This is a genomic window from Pseudomonas sp. Root562 (genome assembly GCF_001427125.1).
In the GTDB taxonomy this organism is placed as follows: Bacteria; Pseudomonadota; Gammaproteobacteria; order Pseudomonadales; family Pseudomonadaceae; genus Aquipseudomonas.
This window is the reverse complement of sequence record NZ_LMGK01000020.1, coordinates 282892-300923: the sequence shown is the minus strand read 5'-3', so window position 1 is coordinate 300923 and position 18032 is coordinate 282892. Positions and strand designations below refer to the sequence as shown.

21 protein-coding genes and 4 tRNA genes are annotated in these 18032 nt (G+C 57.3%); 16 read left to right on the top strand and 9 right to left on the bottom strand.

Annotated features, from left to right (window positions below):
- Positions 1-3 precede the first annotated feature (3 nt).
- Positions 4-1065, top strand: coding sequence for an AI-2E family transporter (locus ASD60_RS15090; protein ID WP_056854755.1), 1062 nt, complete (start codon positions 4-6; stop codon positions 1063-1065).
- Here the strand turns inward: ASD60_RS15090 and ASD60_RS15085 are convergent.
- The 3 genes from ASD60_RS15085 to ASD60_RS15075 form a co-directional block, all read right to left on the bottom strand.
- Positions 1062-1253, bottom strand: a complete 192-nt coding sequence (locus ASD60_RS15085; RefSeq protein ID WP_056854899.1) for a hypothetical protein — start codon at positions 1251-1253, stop codon at positions 1062-1064. The two genes, ASD60_RS15090 and ASD60_RS15085, sit on opposite strands and share 4 nt — an antisense overlap.
- Before the next feature lie 116 nt (positions 1254-1369).
- A complete protein-coding gene (locus ASD60_RS15080; protein ID WP_034149937.1) occupies positions 1370-1564 on the bottom strand; it encodes a hypothetical protein in 195 nt (64 codons plus the stop codon).
- Between the two features lie 344 nt (positions 1565-1908).
- On the bottom strand, positions 1909-2280 hold the full coding sequence (locus tag ASD60_RS15075) for a hypothetical protein (RefSeq protein WP_056854754.1): 372 nt from the start codon (positions 2278-2280) through the stop codon (positions 1909-1911).
- Between the two features lie 243 nt (positions 2281-2523).
- Between ASD60_RS15075 and ASD60_RS15070 the strand changes: the two genes are divergently transcribed.
- Positions 2524-3342 carry a shikimate 5-dehydrogenase gene (locus ASD60_RS15070; protein WP_056854753.1) on the top strand — a complete coding sequence of 273 codons (819 nt, stop codon included), beginning with the start codon at positions 2524-2526 and terminating at the stop codon, positions 3340-3342.
- Positions 3343-3481: 139 nt separating this feature from the next.
- Here ASD60_RS15070 and ASD60_RS15065 read toward each other — a convergent pair whose 3' ends face one another.
- Positions 3482-4129, bottom strand: a complete 648-nt coding sequence (locus ASD60_RS15065; RefSeq protein ID WP_056854752.1) for a YceH family protein — start codon at positions 4127-4129, stop codon at positions 3482-3484.
- A 126-nt stretch (positions 4130-4255) separates the two neighbouring features.
- On the opposite strand from ASD60_RS15065, the gene ASD60_RS15060 reads away from it, so the two are divergent.
- Positions 4256-4765, top strand: a complete 510-nt coding sequence (locus tag ASD60_RS15060) for a DUF1993 domain-containing protein (RefSeq protein ID WP_056854751.1) — start codon at positions 4256-4258, stop codon at positions 4763-4765.
- 87 nt (positions 4766-4852) lie between these two features.
- Here the strand turns inward: ASD60_RS15060 and sstT are convergent, their stop codons facing one another.
- A complete protein-coding gene (gene sstT, locus ASD60_RS15055; protein ID WP_056854750.1) occupies positions 4853-6085 on the bottom strand; it encodes a serine/threonine transporter SstT in 1233 nt (410 codons plus the stop codon).
- Between the two features lie 390 nt (positions 6086-6475).
- Between sstT and ASD60_RS15050 the strand changes: the two genes are divergently transcribed.
- Positions 6476-7636, top strand: a complete 1161-nt coding sequence (locus ASD60_RS15050; RefSeq protein ID WP_056854749.1) for an MFS transporter — start codon at positions 6476-6478, stop codon at positions 7634-7636.
- Here ASD60_RS15050 and nhaR read toward each other — a convergent pair.
- Positions 7623-8522 carry a transcriptional activator NhaR gene (nhaR, locus tag ASD60_RS15045; RefSeq protein WP_056854748.1) on the bottom strand — a complete coding sequence of 300 codons (900 nt, stop codon included), beginning with the start codon at positions 8520-8522 and terminating at the stop codon, positions 7623-7625. The two genes, ASD60_RS15050 and nhaR, sit on opposite strands and share 14 nt — an antisense overlap.
- A 136-nt stretch (positions 8523-8658) precedes the next feature.
- Here nhaR and ASD60_RS15040 point away from each other — a divergent pair, with 136 nt between their 5' ends.
- Both ASD60_RS15040 and ASD60_RS15035 read left to right on the top strand, forming a co-directional pair.
- Entirely contained in the window at positions 8659-8898 is a 240-nt protein-coding gene (locus ASD60_RS15040) for a hypothetical protein (protein WP_056854747.1), read from the top strand.
- Positions 8899-8927: 29 nt separating this feature from the next.
- The gene (locus tag ASD60_RS15035) at positions 8928-9677 is read left to right on the top strand and encodes a TerC family protein (RefSeq protein WP_056854746.1); all 750 of its coding nucleotides are present in this window, start codon (positions 8928-8930) and stop codon (positions 9675-9677) included.
- Between the two features lie 68 nt (positions 9678-9745).
- Here the strand turns inward: ASD60_RS15035 and ASD60_RS28875 are convergent, their stop codons facing one another.
- On the bottom strand, positions 9746-9913 hold the full coding sequence (locus ASD60_RS28875; protein WP_177336586.1) for a hypothetical protein: 168 nt from the start codon (positions 9911-9913) through the stop codon (positions 9746-9748).
- 167 nt (positions 9914-10080) lie between these two features.
- Between ASD60_RS28875 and ASD60_RS15030 the strand changes: the two genes are divergently transcribed.
- From ASD60_RS15030 to ASD60_RS15020, 3 genes are all read left to right on the top strand, one after another.
- Complete coding sequence (locus ASD60_RS15030) at positions 10081-10809, top strand: peptidase C39 family protein (protein ID WP_056854745.1); 729 nt, start codon at positions 10081-10083, stop codon at positions 10807-10809.
- Between the two features lie 90 nt (positions 10810-10899).
- Entirely contained in the window at positions 10900-11112 is a 213-nt protein-coding gene (locus ASD60_RS15025; protein WP_056854744.1) for a DUF6021 family protein, read from the top strand.
- An 11-nt stretch (positions 11113-11123) separates the two neighbouring features.
- Positions 11124-11339 carry a hypothetical protein gene (locus ASD60_RS15020; RefSeq protein WP_056854743.1) on the top strand — a complete coding sequence of 72 codons (216 nt, stop codon included), beginning with the start codon at positions 11124-11126 and terminating at the stop codon, positions 11337-11339.
- A 48-nt stretch (positions 11340-11387) separates the two neighbouring features.
- Here the strand turns inward: ASD60_RS15020 and pbpG are convergent, their stop codons facing one another.
- Together pbpG and folD are read right to left on the bottom strand one after the other, a co-directional pair.
- The gene (gene pbpG, locus ASD60_RS15015; RefSeq protein WP_056854742.1) at positions 11388-12326 is read right to left on the bottom strand and encodes a D-alanyl-D-alanine endopeptidase; all 939 of its coding nucleotides are present in this window, start codon (positions 12324-12326) and stop codon (positions 11388-11390) included.
- Positions 12327-12564: 238 nt separating this feature from the next.
- Positions 12565-13419, bottom strand: coding sequence for a bifunctional methylenetetrahydrofolate dehydrogenase/methenyltetrahydrofolate cyclohydrolase FolD (folD, locus tag ASD60_RS15010; RefSeq protein WP_056854741.1), 855 nt, complete (start codon positions 13417-13419; stop codon positions 12565-12567).
- A 274-nt stretch (positions 13420-13693) separates the two neighbouring features.
- Between folD and ASD60_RS15005 the strand changes: the two genes are divergently transcribed.
- From ASD60_RS15005 to clpX, 7 genes are all read left to right on the top strand, one after another.
- Positions 13694-13770, top strand: a tRNA-Arg gene (locus ASD60_RS15005).
- Positions 13771-13802: 32 nt separating this feature from the next.
- Positions 13803-13878, top strand: a tRNA-His gene (locus ASD60_RS15000).
- Positions 13879-13935: 57 nt separating this feature from the next.
- Positions 13936-14020 (top strand) — tRNA-Leu (locus ASD60_RS14995).
- A gap of 78 nt (positions 14021-14098) precedes the next feature.
- Positions 14099-14174: transfer RNA gene (locus tag ASD60_RS14990), tRNA-His, on the top strand.
- 399 nt (positions 14175-14573) lie between these two features.
- A complete protein-coding gene (tig, locus tag ASD60_RS14985) occupies positions 14574-15884 on the top strand; it encodes a trigger factor (RefSeq protein ID WP_056854740.1) in 1311 nt (436 codons plus the stop codon).
- A 93-nt stretch (positions 15885-15977) separates the two neighbouring features.
- Positions 15978-16613, top strand: coding sequence for an ATP-dependent Clp endopeptidase proteolytic subunit ClpP (gene clpP, locus ASD60_RS14980; protein ID WP_053161532.1), 636 nt, complete (start codon positions 15978-15980; stop codon positions 16611-16613).
- A 113-nt stretch (positions 16614-16726) separates the two neighbouring features.
- Positions 16727-18010 (top strand): ATP-dependent Clp protease ATP-binding subunit ClpX, encoded by a 1284-nt coding sequence (gene clpX / locus ASD60_RS14975; RefSeq protein ID WP_046032565.1) that lies wholly within the window; start codon positions 16727-16729, stop codon positions 18008-18010.
- Positions 18011-18032: the final 22 nt, after the last annotated feature.

Below are 18032 nucleotides of genomic sequence, written 5' to 3'. Positions count from 1 at the left end.
GACATGAACGAAGAAACACTTAAAGACAGGTCGTTGACGATCCTGCTGGCACTGGTAAGCGTTGCTTTCATCTGGATATTGTTGCCGTTTTACGGTGCCGTATTCTGGGCGGTGATCCTCGGGATTCTGTTCGCCCCTCTACAGCGAAGGCTGCAATTGAAATTCGGCTGGCAGCGCAACCTCACCTCCATGCTCACCTTGAGCATCTGTTTGTTGATCGCGATCCTGCCGGTGATTGTCCTGAGCATCTTTCTGGTGCAGGAAGGAACAGCGGTCTACCAGAAGATCGAGAGTGGTGAACTGGACATAGCCGGCTACGTGACGCAGTTCAAACACAGCCTGCCGGCCTACTTCCAGCATTTGCTCGACCGTTTCGGAATGGGCGAACTGAATGGGCTGCGGGAAAAAATCATCAAGAGCGCCATGTCCGGCAATGAATTCGTTGCTACCCAGGTGTTCAGTTTTGGTCAGGGCACGTTCGAGTTCATCGTCAGCTTTTTCATCATGCTGTACCTGCTGTTTTTCTTCTTGCGTGACGGTGCCGAACTTGCGCGCAAGGTGCGCATGGCCGTACCGCTGGAGGAAACCCAGAAGCGCCGTTTGCAACTCAAGTTCAACCGCGTGGTGCGGGCGACCGTGAAGGGCAATCTGGTGGTGGCGATCACGCAGGGCGCGTTGGGCGGTTTGATCTTCTGGTTTCTGGATATTCCCAGTGTCTTGATCTGGGCAGTGCTGATGGCGTTTCTGTCGCTGTTGCCGGCTGTGGGGGCCGGGATTGTCTGGGCGCCGGTGGCAGCGTTTTTCCTGTTTACCGGGGCGATCTGGCAAGGCGTGACATTGGCCTTGTTCGGTGTGTTCGTGATCGGCCTGGTCGATAACGTGCTGCGACCGATCCTGGTGGGCAAGGACACGAAGATGCCCGATTACATGATCCTGATTTCCACCTTGGGTGGCCTGGCGATCTTCGGTCTCAACGGCTTTGTCATCGGGCCGTTGATTGCCGCACTGTTCATGTCGAGCTGGGCGATTTTCATCGAGACCAAGCCGCGGGTTCAGTTGCCTTAGGCGTTGAGCTTGCCTTGCTGGCCAGCACTGATTTGCTGCGACAGCGCCTGGGCATCGGGCAGTGAGGTGAGCGGGCCGCTGATTTGTTCGCCATCCTGGACGAGATACCAGCAGGCAAGCATGCCCAGCGCTCTGAGCGGTGCAGGGACGGCGCTGCCGATAACGGACATGATCTGAACTTGAGACATCATAAGTAACCTCCATCAATCTATGGGGCTACCTTACGTGGCGCAGGTTTTTACGAACAATCACCGTTTTCGATAGTGGTCATTGATGCGAGTGAGGGCAATTGACCCGCTGTCGCTCAATCGACGACCTGGTCGAGCATGTGCACCACTTCCTGCTCATTGAGCAGGCCTTTGCGCACCAGGTTTTGCGTCAGCAGCGAAAGGAACTTGGCGCTGCGATGACCTTCCAGGTGCTTGAGTTCGGTCAGCGCGTTGTACACCTTGCTTGAAGTGCACAGGCCGACAATGCGGTGCGGATTTTGCGTTGGCATGAGGTCGTCCTTGTTGTTATCAACCTGTTCTTGACGGACAGGCCCGAGCTTGCAGACCTGACATGACATAAATATGACCGTTGGCTGCCGCGCGGCAGAAACAGTGTCGGGACACTGTTGCCCATTTATGCCCGGCCCGCTGTCCCGAGAGCGACCTCGGCGAGATTTATTCAGACCAGCCTGATGATAAGTCAGAAGGTGAAAGCGTTGTTCAGGACGAAACAACGGGCCAAAAAAGCCCCGCTATTACAGCGCAATACTGCTCACTCAAAGACGAGCTCCCTCGCCACAGGATGCTTTAAGTGAACAGCATCTAGCCGTCACTGCGGGGCTTGATGAACCAGTCAGTAGTGACCGTAACGGGGGCGATAGTAACCGCGGGGCGGGCCGTAATAGCCACGGGGTGGTCCGTAATAGACCGGCGCCGGACGGTAGTAGATCGGCTGTTGCACGTACACCGGAGCTGGTTGGTAGTAGACCGGAGGCGGTGGCGGTGCGTAATAGACCGGGGCCGGCTGGGCATAGACCGGTTGCGGCGCGACGTACACCGGTCGGTTGCTGTTGATGATGGCCGAGCCAACGATGGCCGTGCCCACGATCGCGCCAAATACCGCCGGGCCTTCCCAACCGCCGCCGCCACCGCCATGCGCCTCTGCCTGCCCGGCGATAGTCAGAGCGCCGATCAGCAAGGCCACTGTGGGGATTGTACGGATCATGATAGTTCCTCGCTTCTTCGCCCCGGCGCTTGTGTCTGCAATAGACTCAAGGTTTGTCGCGGGGATACTTCTAAGACAGCGTTTTTTTGAAAATCAGCACAGCCGCAGGGTAAATTTTGTGTAAGGTCTGTACCGGTTTTCTGACGGTTGCAGGTGCCGCCGACAGGTACGCGATTATCATTGATCAGAACACTTGGGCTGGCTAATCCCGTCCATCTGAAAGTGCGTTAGAAGGAGATCTTCATGCAGATGAACCCCAATCGAGACACTCAGTTGTGCATGTCACTTTCCGGGCGCCCCGGCAACTTTGGCCTGCGATTTCACAATCATCTGTATGAGCAGTTGGGGTTGAATTTCTATTACAAGGCGTTCAGCAGTCAGGATCTGCCGGGTGCCGTGGGCGGTATTCGTGCGCTGGGCATTCGCGGGTGTGGCGTGTCCATGCCGTTCAAGGAAGCCTGTATTGCCTTGGTCGATGAAATGGACGCTTCCGCCGCCGCCATTCAATCGATCAACACCATCGTTAACACCGACGGCCATCTCAAGGCCTACAACACTGATTACATCGCCGTGGCCCAACTGCTGCAAACCCACGAAGTGCCCAAGGACACTACGTTTGCGCTGCGCGGCAGCGGTGGCATGGCCAAGGCTGTTGCCAGTGCCCTGCGTGACGGTGGTTACAAAAATGGCTTGATCGTGGCCCGTAACGAACGCGCCGGCCGCGCTTTGGCCCAATCCCTGGGTTATGAATGGCAAGCGGACCTGGGTACCCGTCGTCCGCAGATGCTGGTCAACGTAACCCCGGTGGGCATGGATGGCGGGGCAGAAGCCGGTAAATTGGCCTTCGGCGTCGAAGTCATCAAGGCCGCGGATATCGTCTTCGATGTGGTGGCGATACCGTCGGAAACCCCACTGATCGTGCGGGCGCGTGCCGAGGGCAAGAAGGTCATTACCGGGCTGGAAGTGATTGCAATCCAGGCCTTGGAGCAGTTTGTGCTGTACACCGGCGTTCGCCCGACAGAGGAACAGTTTCAGAAAGCGGTGGCGTTTGCGCGGGGTTGATAAATCCTGGTTTTTATATGTTTGCGTCGGCCGTCATCGCCAGCAGGCTGGCTCCCACAATGGAAGCAATCCAAATGTGGGAGCCAGCCTGCTGGCGATGACGGCGGCACATCCAACATCAGGATGAGCAGCAGATCAGCTATTCCAGCCGCGCCAGCCGCTCTTCCAGCGCCGCAATCCGCGCCTCCAGCTCCTCTATCCGCTCAACCGAAACACCGCTGCCAGCGCCGCGTTCCGACGGGTTCTGCCGCGCCGCGAGAATCGCCTCGATATCCGCCGGATCGCCCAGCGCATGGGTATAACGGTCTTCGCGCTGCCCCGCCTGTCGCGGAATCAGCACCGCCAGCCCTCGCGCAATCAAGCGCTCGAGCTGATGCACCACCTGTTCGGCATCTTCAAACTCATGCATGCGACCACTGCGGGTCAGCAGTTCGTTGACTGTCTGCGGTCCGCGCAAAAACATCAGCCCGGTCAGAATCACCTGAGCCGGCACCAACTCCAACGCCTTGTCGACTTTGTGTTCCCAGCGATCTGCGCGGCTGCCCATCACCAGTTTGGTGAAACCGCGTCCTTCAAGTGCACGCAGGCTCTGCCCAACCTGGCCGGGAGTGAGGTTCATCACCGGTTCGCGGCTGGTTTTCTGGTTGCAGGCAATCACCAGGGCATTGAGGGTAAGCGGATAGGTTTCCGGGCTGGTGGCCTGTTTCTCGATCAACGAACCCAGAATGCGGATTTCCGTGCCGTTCAGGCGTGGTTCGTCAAAGGTCTGTTCTTGTTCAGTGTTCATCGCGCTTTTCCCTGTGCCATCGAAGCAGCCTAGCCTAATCCTTGCAGGATAAAAGACAAGCCGCAGGACGGTCGCGCATGGCTATAATCGGCCCCACGTTTCCTCCTGTCATCACGCGAGACTGCCATGACCATTTCCCTGTACGACGCCTCCGTTCCTGTTTTCCAGCAAATGCTCAACGCCCTGAGCGATGTACTGAAAAAAGCCGAGGCCCACGCCACCGCCAAGAACATCGACCCGAACGCCTTCCTGCAAGCCCGCCTGTACCCGGACATGTTCCCGCTGGTGCGCCAGGTGCAAATCGCCGTCGATTTCGCCAAGGGCGTTTCTTCGCGTCTGGCCGAGGTTGAAGTGCCGAAGTACGACGACACCGAAACCACTTTCGCCGAGCTGCAAGCGCTGATCGCCAAGGTTCTGGCCTACATCGGCGAGTTCACGCCTGAGCAGATCAATGGCAAGGAAGGCATCGAGATCGTCACCCGTCCTGGCACGCCGAAAGAAAAGCGTTTTTCTGGCCAGGCTTACCTGCTGACCTACGGCCTGCCGCAGTTCTTCTTCCACGTCACCACCACTTATGCACTGTTGCGCCACAACGGTGTGGAAGTGGGCAAGCGCGATTACATGGGCGCGTTCTAAACCGTCCAGATGTAAAAAAGCCCCCGGAGCCTTTGGCTGCGGGGGCTTTTTCATGGGCAAGCGATCTGCTGTGGGAGTGGCGATGTACTACGCCAGCCGTTCGGCTTTCTGCTCTTCACCCAGGCAAGCCGCCGCCGTGAACAGCACATCAGTGGAAGAATTCAGAGCGGTCTCCGCCGAATCCTGCAACACACCAATAATGAAACCTACCGCTACCACCTGCATGGCGATTTCGCTCGGAATGCCGAACAGGCTGCACGCCAGTGGAATCAGCAGCAGCGAACCACCCGCCACACCCGAAGCGCCGCAGGCGCAGATTGCCGCGACGACGCTGAGCAGGATCGCAGTCGGAATATCCACGGTGATCCCCAGTGTGTGCACGGCCGCCAACGTCAGCACGGTGATAGTGATCGCAGCACCGGCCATGTTGATGGTCGCACCCAAAGGGATCGACACCGAGTAGGTGTCTTCGTGCAGGCCCAGACGCTTGCTCAACTCCAGGTTGACCGGAATGTTCGCTGCCGAACTGCGGGTGAAGAATGCGGTGATGCCGCTCTCGCGCAAGCAGGTCAGTACCAGCGGATACGGGTTGCGGCGCAGTTTCCAGAACACGATGAGCGGGTTCATCACCAGCGCCACGAACAACATGCAACCCAGCAGCACGGCCAACAGATGCGCGTAGCCGATCAAGGCACCAAAACCCGACGTCGCCAGGGTCGAAGCCACCAGGCCGAAAATCCCCAGCGGCGCGAAGCTGATGACCAGCCGCACGATAACCGTCACGCCGTTGGACAGGTCGCCCAGCACTTCACGCGTCGTGTCGCCCGCATGGCGGATGGCGATACCCATGCCGATGGCCCAGGCCAGGATGCCGATGAAGTTGGCATTCATCAGCGCACTGATCGGGTTATCCACCACACTCAACAGCAGGCTTTGCAGCACTTCGCCAATGCCGCCCGGCGCTGTCACCGCCACGTCCTGCGTCGACAGCACAAGGCTGGACGGGAACATCATGCTGGCAATCACCGCGACCACTGCAGCGGCGAACGTCCCCAGTAGATACAGGAACAGAATCGGTCGGATATGGGTTTCCTGGCCGTGCTTGTGGTTGGCGATGGACGCCATCACCAGTATGAACACCAGAATCGGTGCGACGGCTTTCAGTGCCGAGACAAACACTTTGCCAATGAACGCCGTGGATTTCGCCGCGTCGGGGGCAAGCAGCGCCAGGGTAATACCGGCGATCAGGCCGATCACGATCTGCGTGACCAGGCTCAAGCGTTTAATGCGGTGTAATAGAGAAGGGGATGAAGCAGTCATAAAACAGCATCTCTGATTTTTATTAATGCATGGTTTCGCAGGTTTGCGGCAACAAACAGGGCAGGCCGCAGGCAGGAAACCGAGAAGGAAACACAGGGCAAATGCCAGCGTTGATTCCTGTGGCGAGGGAGCAAGCTCCCTCGCCATGGGTGTCTCGACTAACCGACCGGACATTCACCACAGGGTGTACATTTTTCAGGGCGCGGACTTTATCACAGCGTAGGTGCGATCCTTCAGACCTGTGACGAACTGCCACCCCGGCATTCAACGCGAATTGCAGGTTCGTGCAACCGCATCCGCAAGCACTCTGTTAAGATTCGCCATCCTCATTTTCATATTGCCAGTGAGCCTTCGGGCTATCGCTGGTGTTCTCGTTTTCTGGAGTTTTGCATGCTGTTGCCCATCCTTCTGTTGTCTGCCGCCGGGTTCACGGTGCTGACCACGGAGTTCGTCATCGTCGGCCTGTTGCCGGCCATCGCCCGTGATCTAGGCGTCAGCATCCCGCAAGCGGGTCTGCTGGTGACGCTGTTCGCTTTCACTGTTGCTGCCTTCGGCCCATTTCTGACGGCGTACTTCGCGCGATTCGAGCGGCGCAAGCTGTTTATTTCGGTGTTGATCATGTTTGGTCTGGCCAACACACTGGCGGCACTGGCGCCGAATATCTGGGTCATGGCGTTCGCGCGGCTGATCCCGGCGCTGGGGTTGCCGGTGTTCTGGGCCCTGGCCAGTGAAACAGCGGTCGATATTGTCGGGCCGGACTACGCGGGACGGGCCATTGCCAAGATCGGCTTCGGTATTGTCTGCGCCACGGTGTTCGGCATACCCGTGGGCACACTGATTTCCGATGCCTTCGGCTGGCGCAGTGCTTTCGCGATCCTGGCTGTCATCGCGTTTGCCAAAGCGTTGTTGCTGTTTATCTATTTGCCAAAAACCAGCCTGCATCAACATCAGGTGAGTTTCCTTTCGCAGTTCAAGATCCTGCGCAGCCCGTTGATGATCGGTCACGTGTTGTTGTCGGTGATTGTGTTCAGCGGCATGTTCACTGCTTATACCTATCTGGCGGACATCCTCGAGCGCCTGGCCGGCTTCAACGGCACCGTGGTTGGCTGGTGCCTGATGGGTTTCGGCGCGGTCGGGTTGATCGGCAATTCGCTGGGTGGTCGCGCGGTAGACCGTCATCCGCTGATGGCGTCGATGATGTTTTGCGCATTCATGATCGCCGGGCTGGTGGCGCTGGTGCCGAACATTCATTCGCCCGTGGGGCTGGCGGCGGCGATGGGCATCTGGGGCGTGACGCAGGCGGCGATGTTCCTGGTCAGCCATGTGCGTTTGATGAAGGCGGCACCGCAGGCGCCGGCGTTCGCCGCGTCGCTGAACATTGCCGGGGCCAACCTCGGTATTGGCCTGGGCGCCATGATCGGCGGCCGGGTGATCGACAGTGTAGGCCTGCAAGGCCTTGGTTTTGCCGCGGCGGCTTTTATCCTGGCATCGATCCTGTTGGCCATCGCCCTGATGACCTTCAAGCCCCGGGAAGTGGTCACAGCGCCGTAAACAACTCGCGTCGGGCACCTTCGGTAATGGCGACAATGCCGGGGTGCTTGACCTTGCGTTCCACCGAAATGGCGTAGAACGACTCGCTCACCGCGTCGGTCTGGCCAATCACTTCCACGCCGCACTGGCGTTTCACTTCATCGGCGATCACGCTCGGGCCGATGAAAATCCCGCTGCCGGATTGACCAAAGGCCTGCATCAACGCGCTGTCGTCGAACTCGCCGACAATTTGCGGCTGAATTTGCTGTTCGGCGAACCAGCGTTGCAAACGGCTGCGGACCACGGTTTCCGGTCCCGGAATCAGCAAAGGCGCGCCATGCAGGCTGCGGGGGAAATCCTGGCCATATTGTGCCGCGAGCTCAGGGGTGGCAAAAAAACTGATCCCGCATTCACCGAGTTTCTGGCTGTAGCCCTTGATATCCAGGTGCGTCGGCATCGGGCTGTCGGATATCACCAGGTCCAGGCGCTGGATCGCGAGGTCGGCAAGCAGGCGCTCCAGTTTGTCCTCGCGACAGGTAATGCGTAGCGGTTCACTCAATTCCATGGTTGGCGCAATCAGCCGATAGACGATGGATTTGGGCACTACATCGGCGACGCCGACCCGGAACAGAATCTGCTGTTCATTGGGCTGCGCACGCAGCATCAGCTCCAGCTCACCACCCAACTGAAACATTTGCTCGGCGTAGGGCAGGGTCTGCCGCCCGGCTTCGGTGAGTTCCAGTTGCCTTCCGACCCGGCGAAACAGTTCGATTCCATACGTTTGTTCGAGCAGGGAAATTTGCCCGCTGATGGTCTGTGGCGTCAGGTTCAGTTGTTCGCAGGCGCGAACGATGCTGCCGGTCTTGGCCACGACCCAGAAGTAATGTAATTGCCGATAGTTGAGCATGTCGTTTTCATAGTTCGCAAAAACCGAAGTATAGCCGGTAAAAAAACGAATTTTCCTGAAGTATTCATCTCCCTAGAATGCCTCGCTATCAACGGGCCATCGTTTCGGTCCCGTTCGTTCTATCGAGGGAAGCATCATGAAATTCAAAGCTACGGCGTTGTTGATCTCATCTTTACTGGTGTTGGCCGGTTGCGACCAGGCGGAAAAAAGCGCTCAGCAATTGATGGGCAAGGCGGCGGAAAGCGCCAAGCAGGCCATAGACGATACCCACAAAGCCGCCGAACAGGCGCTCAGTGACGCCACTGGCGGACTGATCAGCAAAAAAGAATCAGAAAAAGAATCGGAAAAAACCGAATCTTCTTCCCAGGAAATCTAAACCGTCTTACAGCGAGCCAGGACTGACCCATGGAATACCTTTTACAACTAGCCGCCAGCCCCACTGCCTGGGTTGCCCTGGCCACCCTGGTGGTGATGGAAATCGTGCTCGGCATCGATAACCTGATCTTCATCTCGATCCTGACCAACAAACTGCCCGAGCAGCATCGGCAGAAAGCGCGGCGCATCGGTATCGGCATGGCGCTGATCCTGCGCTTGGGCTTGCTCAGCACCATCGCATTCATTGTCCAGTTGACCGCGCCGGTCATTGAAATTCTCGGCCATGCGTTCTCCTGGAAAGACATGATCCTGATTGCTGGTGGCTTGTTCCTGCTGTGGAAGGCAACCACCGAGATCCATCACAGCATGGACCCGGCGCCGGAAGATCCGAAGTCGGCAACCTCGACCGTGACCCTGGGCTTTGCCGCGGCCATTGGTCAGATTCTGATGCTGGACATGGTGTTCTCTATCGACAGCATCATTACCGCCGTCGGCATGACCGAGCATTTGCCGATCATGATCATTGCGGTCGTGGTGTCGGTACTGGTGATGTTGCTGGCGGCTGATCCACTGGCCAAGTTCATCAACGACAACCCGACTGTGGTCATGCTGGCCCTGGGCTTCCTGATCATGATCGGCATGACGCTGATCGCCGAAGGTTTCGGCGCCCATGTACCGAAAGGCTACGTTTATGCCGCCATGGCATTCTCGGCTGCTATCGAAGTGCTGAACATGATGTCTCGCCGGGCGAGACAGAAGCGTGTAGCTGCTGAAGCTTAATCTTCGCTAAATGAACGGCCGCCTGAACTCAAGAGAGTCCAGGCGGCCTTTTTTTTATCCGGTAGGCGTCAGTGCGCGGTGACGTGGTGTGCGGCTGGTTCTTCGGCTTTCGGCGCGGGTGCTGAATGAGCTGAAGGATGGTGCCGGCGGGTAACGCGCAGAACGCCCCATAACATGGCGGCGGCTACGGCCAACCAGCCGCTGATCAACATCACGATTGTCATAATCAGGCTCATCGATGCCTCCTCTTTGCCCTGCAGCGGGCGGACACGCTATGCAAGTGACAGTCTAGTCGCTGTCGTGTTTCAGGCTATTGACCGAAGGTCGACAGCCATCAACCAGTTCGCTCTATGCAAACCAGCCAACTACCGGTTAAGGCTATACCGATGCTCCGTGGCGTCCTATGATCGACGGCCAAGCCGGGAAGCGGATTGCCTGGCGTTTGAACAAGAGAGTGATGATGGTGCGGGTAATTTCTCGAATGCTTTCAGTGGCGGTCATCGTGGGTTGTGTCGCCGGTCTGGCGGGCTGCGCGGGGAGCGTGGCGCCACAAATCAAGCGTCTGCCGGAACGGGTGGAGCTCAGTGGCCGCTTCTACAAGGGCGTGGCCAATCAAAGCGGGCCGCAGGTGCTGGCGAGCATGTTGTCCCAGCAAGGCATCGTGATCACTCCGGGCCTGCTGGATAAACCGCTGCGTTTGCCGGGCGCCGAGGCCCAATTGCAACAGAACATGCAAAACCTCGCCCGCGAGTACGGAATGATGGTCTATCCGCTGGACAGCGACTTGCCCGCCTTGCTGACTCAGGTGGCGGCCGGGTATCCGGTCATGGTGCGGTTTACCGAAGGTTCGGCGCTTTGGTCCGAGCCGCGTTATGCCATTCTCACGGGGTACAACCGGCAGAAGCAGACTGTATTACTGCGAGCCGGGATGGATCAGCGGCTGCTGATGAGCTTCGGTTCGTTCGAATCGGCATTCAAGGATGCGGGTGGCTGGGCGGTGTTGATTCAGGCGCCAACGCAGATTCCCGCCGACGTCGACCAGCAGCGCTGGCTGAAGGCGGCAAACGATCTCGCCCAGGCCGGCCAGGAGCAGGCGGCGGCAAAAGCCAAAAAAGCCTTGGGCGCCCATTAAGCCCGTTCGTCATCTGCCGGGCACCCCTGCGCAGCGGTATCCTCTGACTATCAAGGCCCGTACTTTTCGGGCCGCGATCAGGAGGCGCTCATGGCACATTCCAATACTCCCGCTGGCCCGCATTCGTCTGAGCATTCGTCCGGCGATGAGCTGGGCTTCGACCCCGATTCTCCTGACCTCGCCGACCCTCAGGTCGATCCCATCGGACCGGCCAAGGCGCCTAAAGACGTGAAGCCGGGCGATGACCCTAAGGCTCCCGCAAAGCCCTACGATCCACTCGGTGACCTGAAACCTCAGGTCTGATGGAGGTGTGTATGTCCACTGATTCGAGTTTCAACGATAAACGCCCGGAAACCGTTCCCACTACACCGCAAGAGGACATCGATCCCGTACTGGATCCGGATAGCCCGATGCGCGATCCGCTGGCTCGGCCGACGGTGGCGCCAACCGAGCATCCCCAGAGCTGGCGAGACCCAAGCAAAGGCGACGGCATTCCGGATGACGACCAGATGCCGCTGCCCAACGATTGAAGAAAAAAGCCCCGAATATTCGGGGCTTTTGCTTGCGGTTGTCAGTATTTACTTTGAAGCTTCGACGACACCGCTCTGACGTTGTTTCAGGTTTTTATCCGCTTTGTATTGCAGGGCAACCGAAGGCACGTCCGCGCTTTTCCCACTCTCAACCCAATTACGCATGCGCGTGGCATCGGCAAAGTGGGTGTATTTGCCATAGGCGTCGAGTATGACCAAGGCCACCGGGCGGTTGCTCATCCGCGTTACGAGCACCAGGCAGTGACCTGCTGCGTTGGTGAAACCGGTCTTTGTCAGCTGGATGTCCCAGTCCGGCTTGCGGACCAAATGGTCGGTGTTGCGAAAGCCCAGGCTGTAGACGGGTTTGCGGAACGTAACGGTTTTTTCCTTGGTCGTGCTCAACTCGGTCAGCAGCGGATACTTGTGCGCGGCGATCAGCAGTTTGCTCAAATCACGTGCGGTCGAAACGTTGCGCGGGGAGAGACCTGTTGGCTCGACGAAATGGGTATTGGTCATGCCCAGAGCCCGGGCTTTGGCATTCATCGCCGCAATAAACGCGGCGTAACCACCCGGATAATGGTGGGCGAGGCTCGCGGCGGCGCGGTTTTCCGATGACATCAGGGCAATCAGCAGCATTTCCCGGCGTGGCAACTCGCTCTTGAGTTTTACCCGGGAATACACACCCTTCATTTCTGGCGTGTCGCTGATGTTGATGTTGATGTACTCGTCCATGTTCTGCCGGGCTTCCACCACGACCAGGCCGGTCATCAATTTGCTGACGGAAGCGATGGGCACGACAACGTCGGGGTTGCTGGCGTAGATGACTTTGTTGGTCTGGATATCCAGCAGTAAAGAGCTGCCGGAAGCGAGTTTGAGTTGCGAGGTGGATCGAGGCGCTGCAGTGGTTTCGCCAGCGCTGGCGATTGGCGTGATGAAAGTCCCTGTAACTGCAAAAAATAGGCTCAGGATGGAAAGACGGATTTTCACGCTGGCAGACTCATAAAGTGTTGATATGCCGTGTTGTAACGGGCTATTTCTCGAAAAGCGCGACATTCTGGAGTATGGCTGAATAACTGTCGATGGTTGTTCAAGTACCAGGTGAAAGTCCCGGAAAACATGAAAAAAAAGTTATTTTCCGGCGGATGGTCGAAGCTGCTGCGCAGGCAAAAAAGAACCCCGCCATGGGCGGGGTTCCTTGTGTTGCCGGTCATCTATGCAGCGAGGCTCAGCTGTGCAGGGTTTCGGCTGCGTACAGGGTGTTTTCCAGCAGGCAGGCGCGGGTCATCGGACCGACGCCGCCGGGTACCGGAGTGATCCAGCCGGCGCGGGGCAGGGCGGTTTCGTAGATCACGTCGCCAACCAGCTTGCCGTCTTCCTGGCGGTTGATGCCGACGTCGATCACGATCGCGCCTTCCTTGATCCACTCACCCTTGACCAGGCCGGGCTTGCCAGCGGCAACGACGACCAGATCGGCGCGACCGACGTGGCCAGCCAGATCCTTGGTGAATCGGTGGGTGACGGTCACGGTGCAACCGGCCAGCAGCAACTCCATCGCCATCGGGCGGCCAACAATGTTGGATGCACCGACGACCACGGCATTCATTCCGTACAGATCGGCACCGGTGCTTTCCAGCAGGGTCATGATGCCTTTTGGCGTGCACGGGCGCAGCAGTGGAATGCGCTGGGCAAGGCGGCCGACGTTGTAGGGATGGAAGCCGTCGACGTCTTTGTCCGGACGAATGCGCTCCAGCAGTTTGGACGCGTCCAGGTGTTCAGGCAGAGGAAGCTGCAACAGGACGCCATCAATGGCGGGATCGTCATTCAGGCGATCGATCAGATCGGCCAGTGCTTCTTGAGTGGTTTCGGAAGGCAGGTCGTAAGCCTGGGAAAGGAAGCCGACCTCTTCACAGTCTTTACGCTTGTGCGAGACATAAACCTGAGAGGCAGGATCGCTGCCGACCAGGATCACCGCGAGGCCCGGCGTGCGCAGGCCTTGCTGGCGACGCTCGGTGACACGTTGGGCGATCTGCTGGCGCAGGCTGGCGGCGATCGATTTGCCGTCGATTAGTTGTGCAGTCATTGCGCGTGATTAACCATCGAGAGGGGAAAAAAAGAGAACGCATTCTCGCATGTCATGCGGTGAGGGCAAAGGCGCTTGGTCTGCAAATTCCTCTAACCCCTTTAATTAAATGAATTTTTTTTAAAAAGGATTTGACGACCTTTAGGGCGCTCTATACTATTCGTCGCACTTGTCGGGCACAGCCTAGCACTGGTTGAGAAGGCCGAGCGGAATCAAGGTTCTGCAAGGCTGAAAAGCACTTAGTTTGTAGTCCTTCAAGGGTACAGCTAACAAGGCGCCCGTAGCTCAGCTGGATAGAGCATCCGCCTTCTAAGCGGATGGTCGCAGGTTCGAGTCCTGCCGGGTGCGCCATTAGGCAGCTTTGGCACAAGTAGCGCAATATGGTGGGCGTAGCTCAGTTGGTAGAGCACGGGATTGTGACTCCCGTTGTCGTGGGTTCGATCCCCATCGTCCACCCCATATTTCGAAAGGCGCCAGATTAACAATCTGGCGCCTTTGCTTTAAAAGCTTCACTCCGCGGATGTGGTGGAATTGGTAGACACACTGGATTTAGGTTCCAGCGCCGCGAGGCGTAAGAGTTCGAGTCTCTTCATCCGCACCAAATAAAGCTTCGATCATGTCGATTGGCAGGATTGAAGTTCAGCAAAGAAGTTGTTTGGCTTCTTTGTTACGCAATATGGTGGGCGTAGCTCAGTTGGTAGAGCACGGGATTGTGACTCCCGTTGTCGTGGGTTCGATCCCCATCGTCCACCCCATATTCCGAAAGGCGCCAGATTAATAGTCTGGCGCCTTTTTTGTTTCAGAAGATCGAGTTTTCAGCGGCTGCAGGTACTGGGTCGCAGGGCAGGGCGTTTCGTCGTATTTATGTTACTCGATGATGCCGTGCTGCCCACCGGCCTTGCTCGCCGGGTTGGCTGTCGGGGAGATGCCTGGTACCGCTTCTATATAAGGAAGGGTTGGTGCAGAGCCCTGGCGTGATTGGTTGTATTTGCCACCGGAGCGAAGTGCATCCGTGCCTTCGCACCTATAAATTGCCTGCTGTTTTTTTACCCGTTTTCAGTGGGGTGACTTCTTGAGTTTGACCCACTAGAATGCATGCCCTTGATTCTGGGGTCGGAAACGGCCGGCTAACGTCTGTGCAACGAGGAATATCCATGCAAGTTTCTGTTGAAAATACTTCTGCTCTTGAGCGCCGCATGAGCATCACCGTGCCGGCTGAGCGCATCGAGACTCAGGTCAACAAGCGTCTGCAGCAGACTGCCCAAAAGGCCAAGATTGCTGGCTTCCGTCCAGGCAAAGTGCCAATGAGCGAAATCAAGCGTCGTTTTGGCGCCGAAGCTCGCCAGGAAGCTGTAGGCGACGTCATCCAGTCTTCCTTCTACGAGGCTGTTGTCGAGCAAAAGCTGAACCCGGCGGGTTCGCCTTCGATCGAGCCGAAATCCCTGGAAGCGGGCAAGGACCTGGAATACGTCGCAGTTTTCGAAGTGTTCCCTGAGTTCACCGTTGCCGGTTTCGAAGGTATCACCGTAGAGCGCCTGAGCGCTGACGTGGCTGATGCCGATCTGGACAAGATGCTGGACATCCTGCGCAAGCAGAACACCCGTTTCGAAGTGGCCGATCGTGCTGCCCAGAACGAAGACCAGCTGAACATCGATTTCGTTGGCAAGGTCGACGGTGAAGTGTTCGCTGGCGGTTCCGCCAAAGGTACTCAGCTGGTGCTGGGTTCCGGCCGTATGATCCCTGGCTTCGAAGACGGCCTGGTTGGCGCTAAAGCTGGCGAAGAGCGTGTTCTGAACCTGACCTTCCCTGAGGATTACCAGAACCTCGACCTGGCTGGCAAAGCCGCTGAGTTCACCGTGACCGTGAACACTGTTTCCGAGCCAAAACTGCCAGAGCTGACCGAAGAGTTCTTCGCTCAATTCGGCATCAAGGAAACCGGTCTGGAAGGCTTCCGCGCCGAAGTTCGCAAGAACATGGAGCGTGAGCTGCGTCAGGCGATCAAATCCAAGGTCAAGAATCAGGTAATGGACGGTCTGCTGGCCACCAACCCGATCGAAGTGCCGAAGGCTCTACTGTCCAACGAAGTTGACCGTCTGCGCGTGCAGGCTGTTCAGCAGTTCGGCGGCAACATCAAGCCTGACCAACTGCCTGCCGAGCTGTTCGAAGAACAAGCCAAGCGCCGTGTGGTGCTGGGTCTGATCGTGGCTGAAGTGGTCAAGCAATTCGACCTCAAGCCTGACGAAGCTCGCGTTCGCGAGATGATTCAGGAGATGGCTTCTGCTTACCAGGAGCCTGAGCAAGTTGTGTCCTGGTACTACAAGAACGACCAGCAACTGAACGAAGTTCGTTCGGTTGTGCTGGAAGAGCAAGTTGTGGATACTGTTCTGCAGAAAGCTAGCGTGACCGACAAATCGGTCTCTTACGAAGAAGCTGTCAAGCCGGTAGAAGCTCCACAAGCCGACTGATTGTTTTTGCGCTAAGAAGCACACACCATAAGCCAGCTCTCGAGCTGGCTTATGCGTATTCAAGACATAACTATTTGGGAGTGACTGCAGAGCATGTTCCGTAATTCGTATATTCAGCAGAACTCTGATATCCAGGCCGCAGGCGGTCTGGTCCCGATGGTTGTCGAGCAGTCCGCTCGTGGCGAGCGCGCCTACGACATCTACTCGCGCCTCCTCAAGGAGCGAGTGATCTTTCTGGTTGGCCCGGTAGAGGACTACATGGCCAACCTGATCTGTGCGCAACTGCTGTTCCTTGAAGCGGAAAACCCGGACAAGGACATCCATCTCTATATCAACTCCCCGGGCGGTTCGGTGACAGCGGGCATGTCGATCTACGACACCATGCAGTTCATCAAACCCAACGTATCGACCACCTGTATCGGTCAAGCGTGCAGCATGGGCGCGTTCCTGCTGACGGCCGGTGCACCAGGCAAGCGTTACTGCCTGCCGAACTCGCGTGTGATGATTCACCAGCCACTGGGCGGTTTCCAGGGCCAGGCTTCGGATATCGAAATCCATGCCAAGGAAATCCTCTTCATCCGCGAGCGTCTGAACACGCTGATGGCCAAGCATAGCGGTCGCACTCTGGAAGAAATCGAGCGCGATACCAACCGCGACAACTTCATGAGTGCAGAAGCTGCGAAGGAATATGGTTTGATCGATGAAGTGATCAACCAGCGCCCAGCTTAAAAATAAGCAGCTCAAAATAGGCTTGGTCGGCGCGTCTGATCAGCGGCGGGCTTGAAAAAGCCCGCAATAGCCTTCATCTTGTGTTGCAAGCCTATCGGATTTGGATCGAACGAATGACTGACACCCGCAACGGCGAGGACAACGGCAAGCTGCTCTATTGCTCCTTCTGTGGCAAAAGCCAGCATGAAGTGCGCAAATTGATTGCCGGCCCCTCGGTCTTTATCTGCGACGAGTGCGTCGACCTGTGCAATGACATCATCCGCGAGGAGGTGCAGGAAGCACAGGCCGAAAGCAGCGCGCATAAATTGCCTTCGCCTAAAGAAATCAGCGGCATCCTTGATCAGTATGTGATTGGTCAGGAACGTGCGAAAAAGGTTCTGGCCGTAGCGGTGTACAACCACTACAAGCGCCTGAACCAGCGTGACAAAAAGAATGACGACGTCGAACTCGGCAAAAGCAACATCTTGCTGATCGGCCCGACAGGCTCGGGTAAAACCCTGCTTGCCGAAACACTGGCCCGCTTGCTGAACGTTCCGTTCACCATCGCCGACGCAACCACCCTCACCGAGGCGGGTTACGTGGGTGAAGATGTCGAGAACATCATTCAGAAGCTGTTGCAGAAGTGCGATTACGACGTGGAAAAGGCCCAGATGGGCATTGTCTACATCGACGAAATCGACAAGATCTCGCGCAAGTCTGACAACCCGTCGATCACCCGGGACGTTTCCGGTGAAGGCGTGCAGCAGGCCCTGCTCAAGTTGATCGAAGGCACGGTCGCTTCCGTTCCGCCGCAAGGTGGTCGCAAGCATCCGCAGCAGGAATTCCTGCAGGTTGACACTCGTAACATCCTGTTCATCTGCGGTGGTGCGTTCTCCGGTCTGGAAAAGGTTATTCAAAACCGTTCCACCAAGGGCGGCATCGGTTTCAACGCCGAAGTGCGCAGCAAGGAAGAAGGCAAGAAGGTTGGTGAATCCCTGCGTGAAGTCGAGCCTGACGATCTGGTCAAGTTCGGCCTGATCCCGGAATTCGTCGGTCGTCTGCCGGTTCTCGCTACGCTGGATGAGCTGGATGAGGCTGCGTTGATGCAGATCCTCACCGAGCCGAAGAACGCTCTGACCAAGCAATACGCCAAGCTGTTCGAGATGGAAGGTGTAGACCTGGAGTTCCGTACCGACGCGCTGAAGTCTGTTGCCAAGCGCGCACTGGAACGCAAGACCGGCGCTCGTGGTTTGCGCTCGATTCTCGAAGGTGTGTTGCTCGACACTATGTACGAAATCCCCTCGCAGTCCGAGGTGAGTAAAGTAGTGATCGATGAAAGCGTTATAGAAGGCAAGTCCAAGCCACTGTATATCTATGAAAACAGTGAGCCTGCTGCCAAGGCCGCGCCAGACGCCTAAGCGTCACGCAGCCGGTACAAAG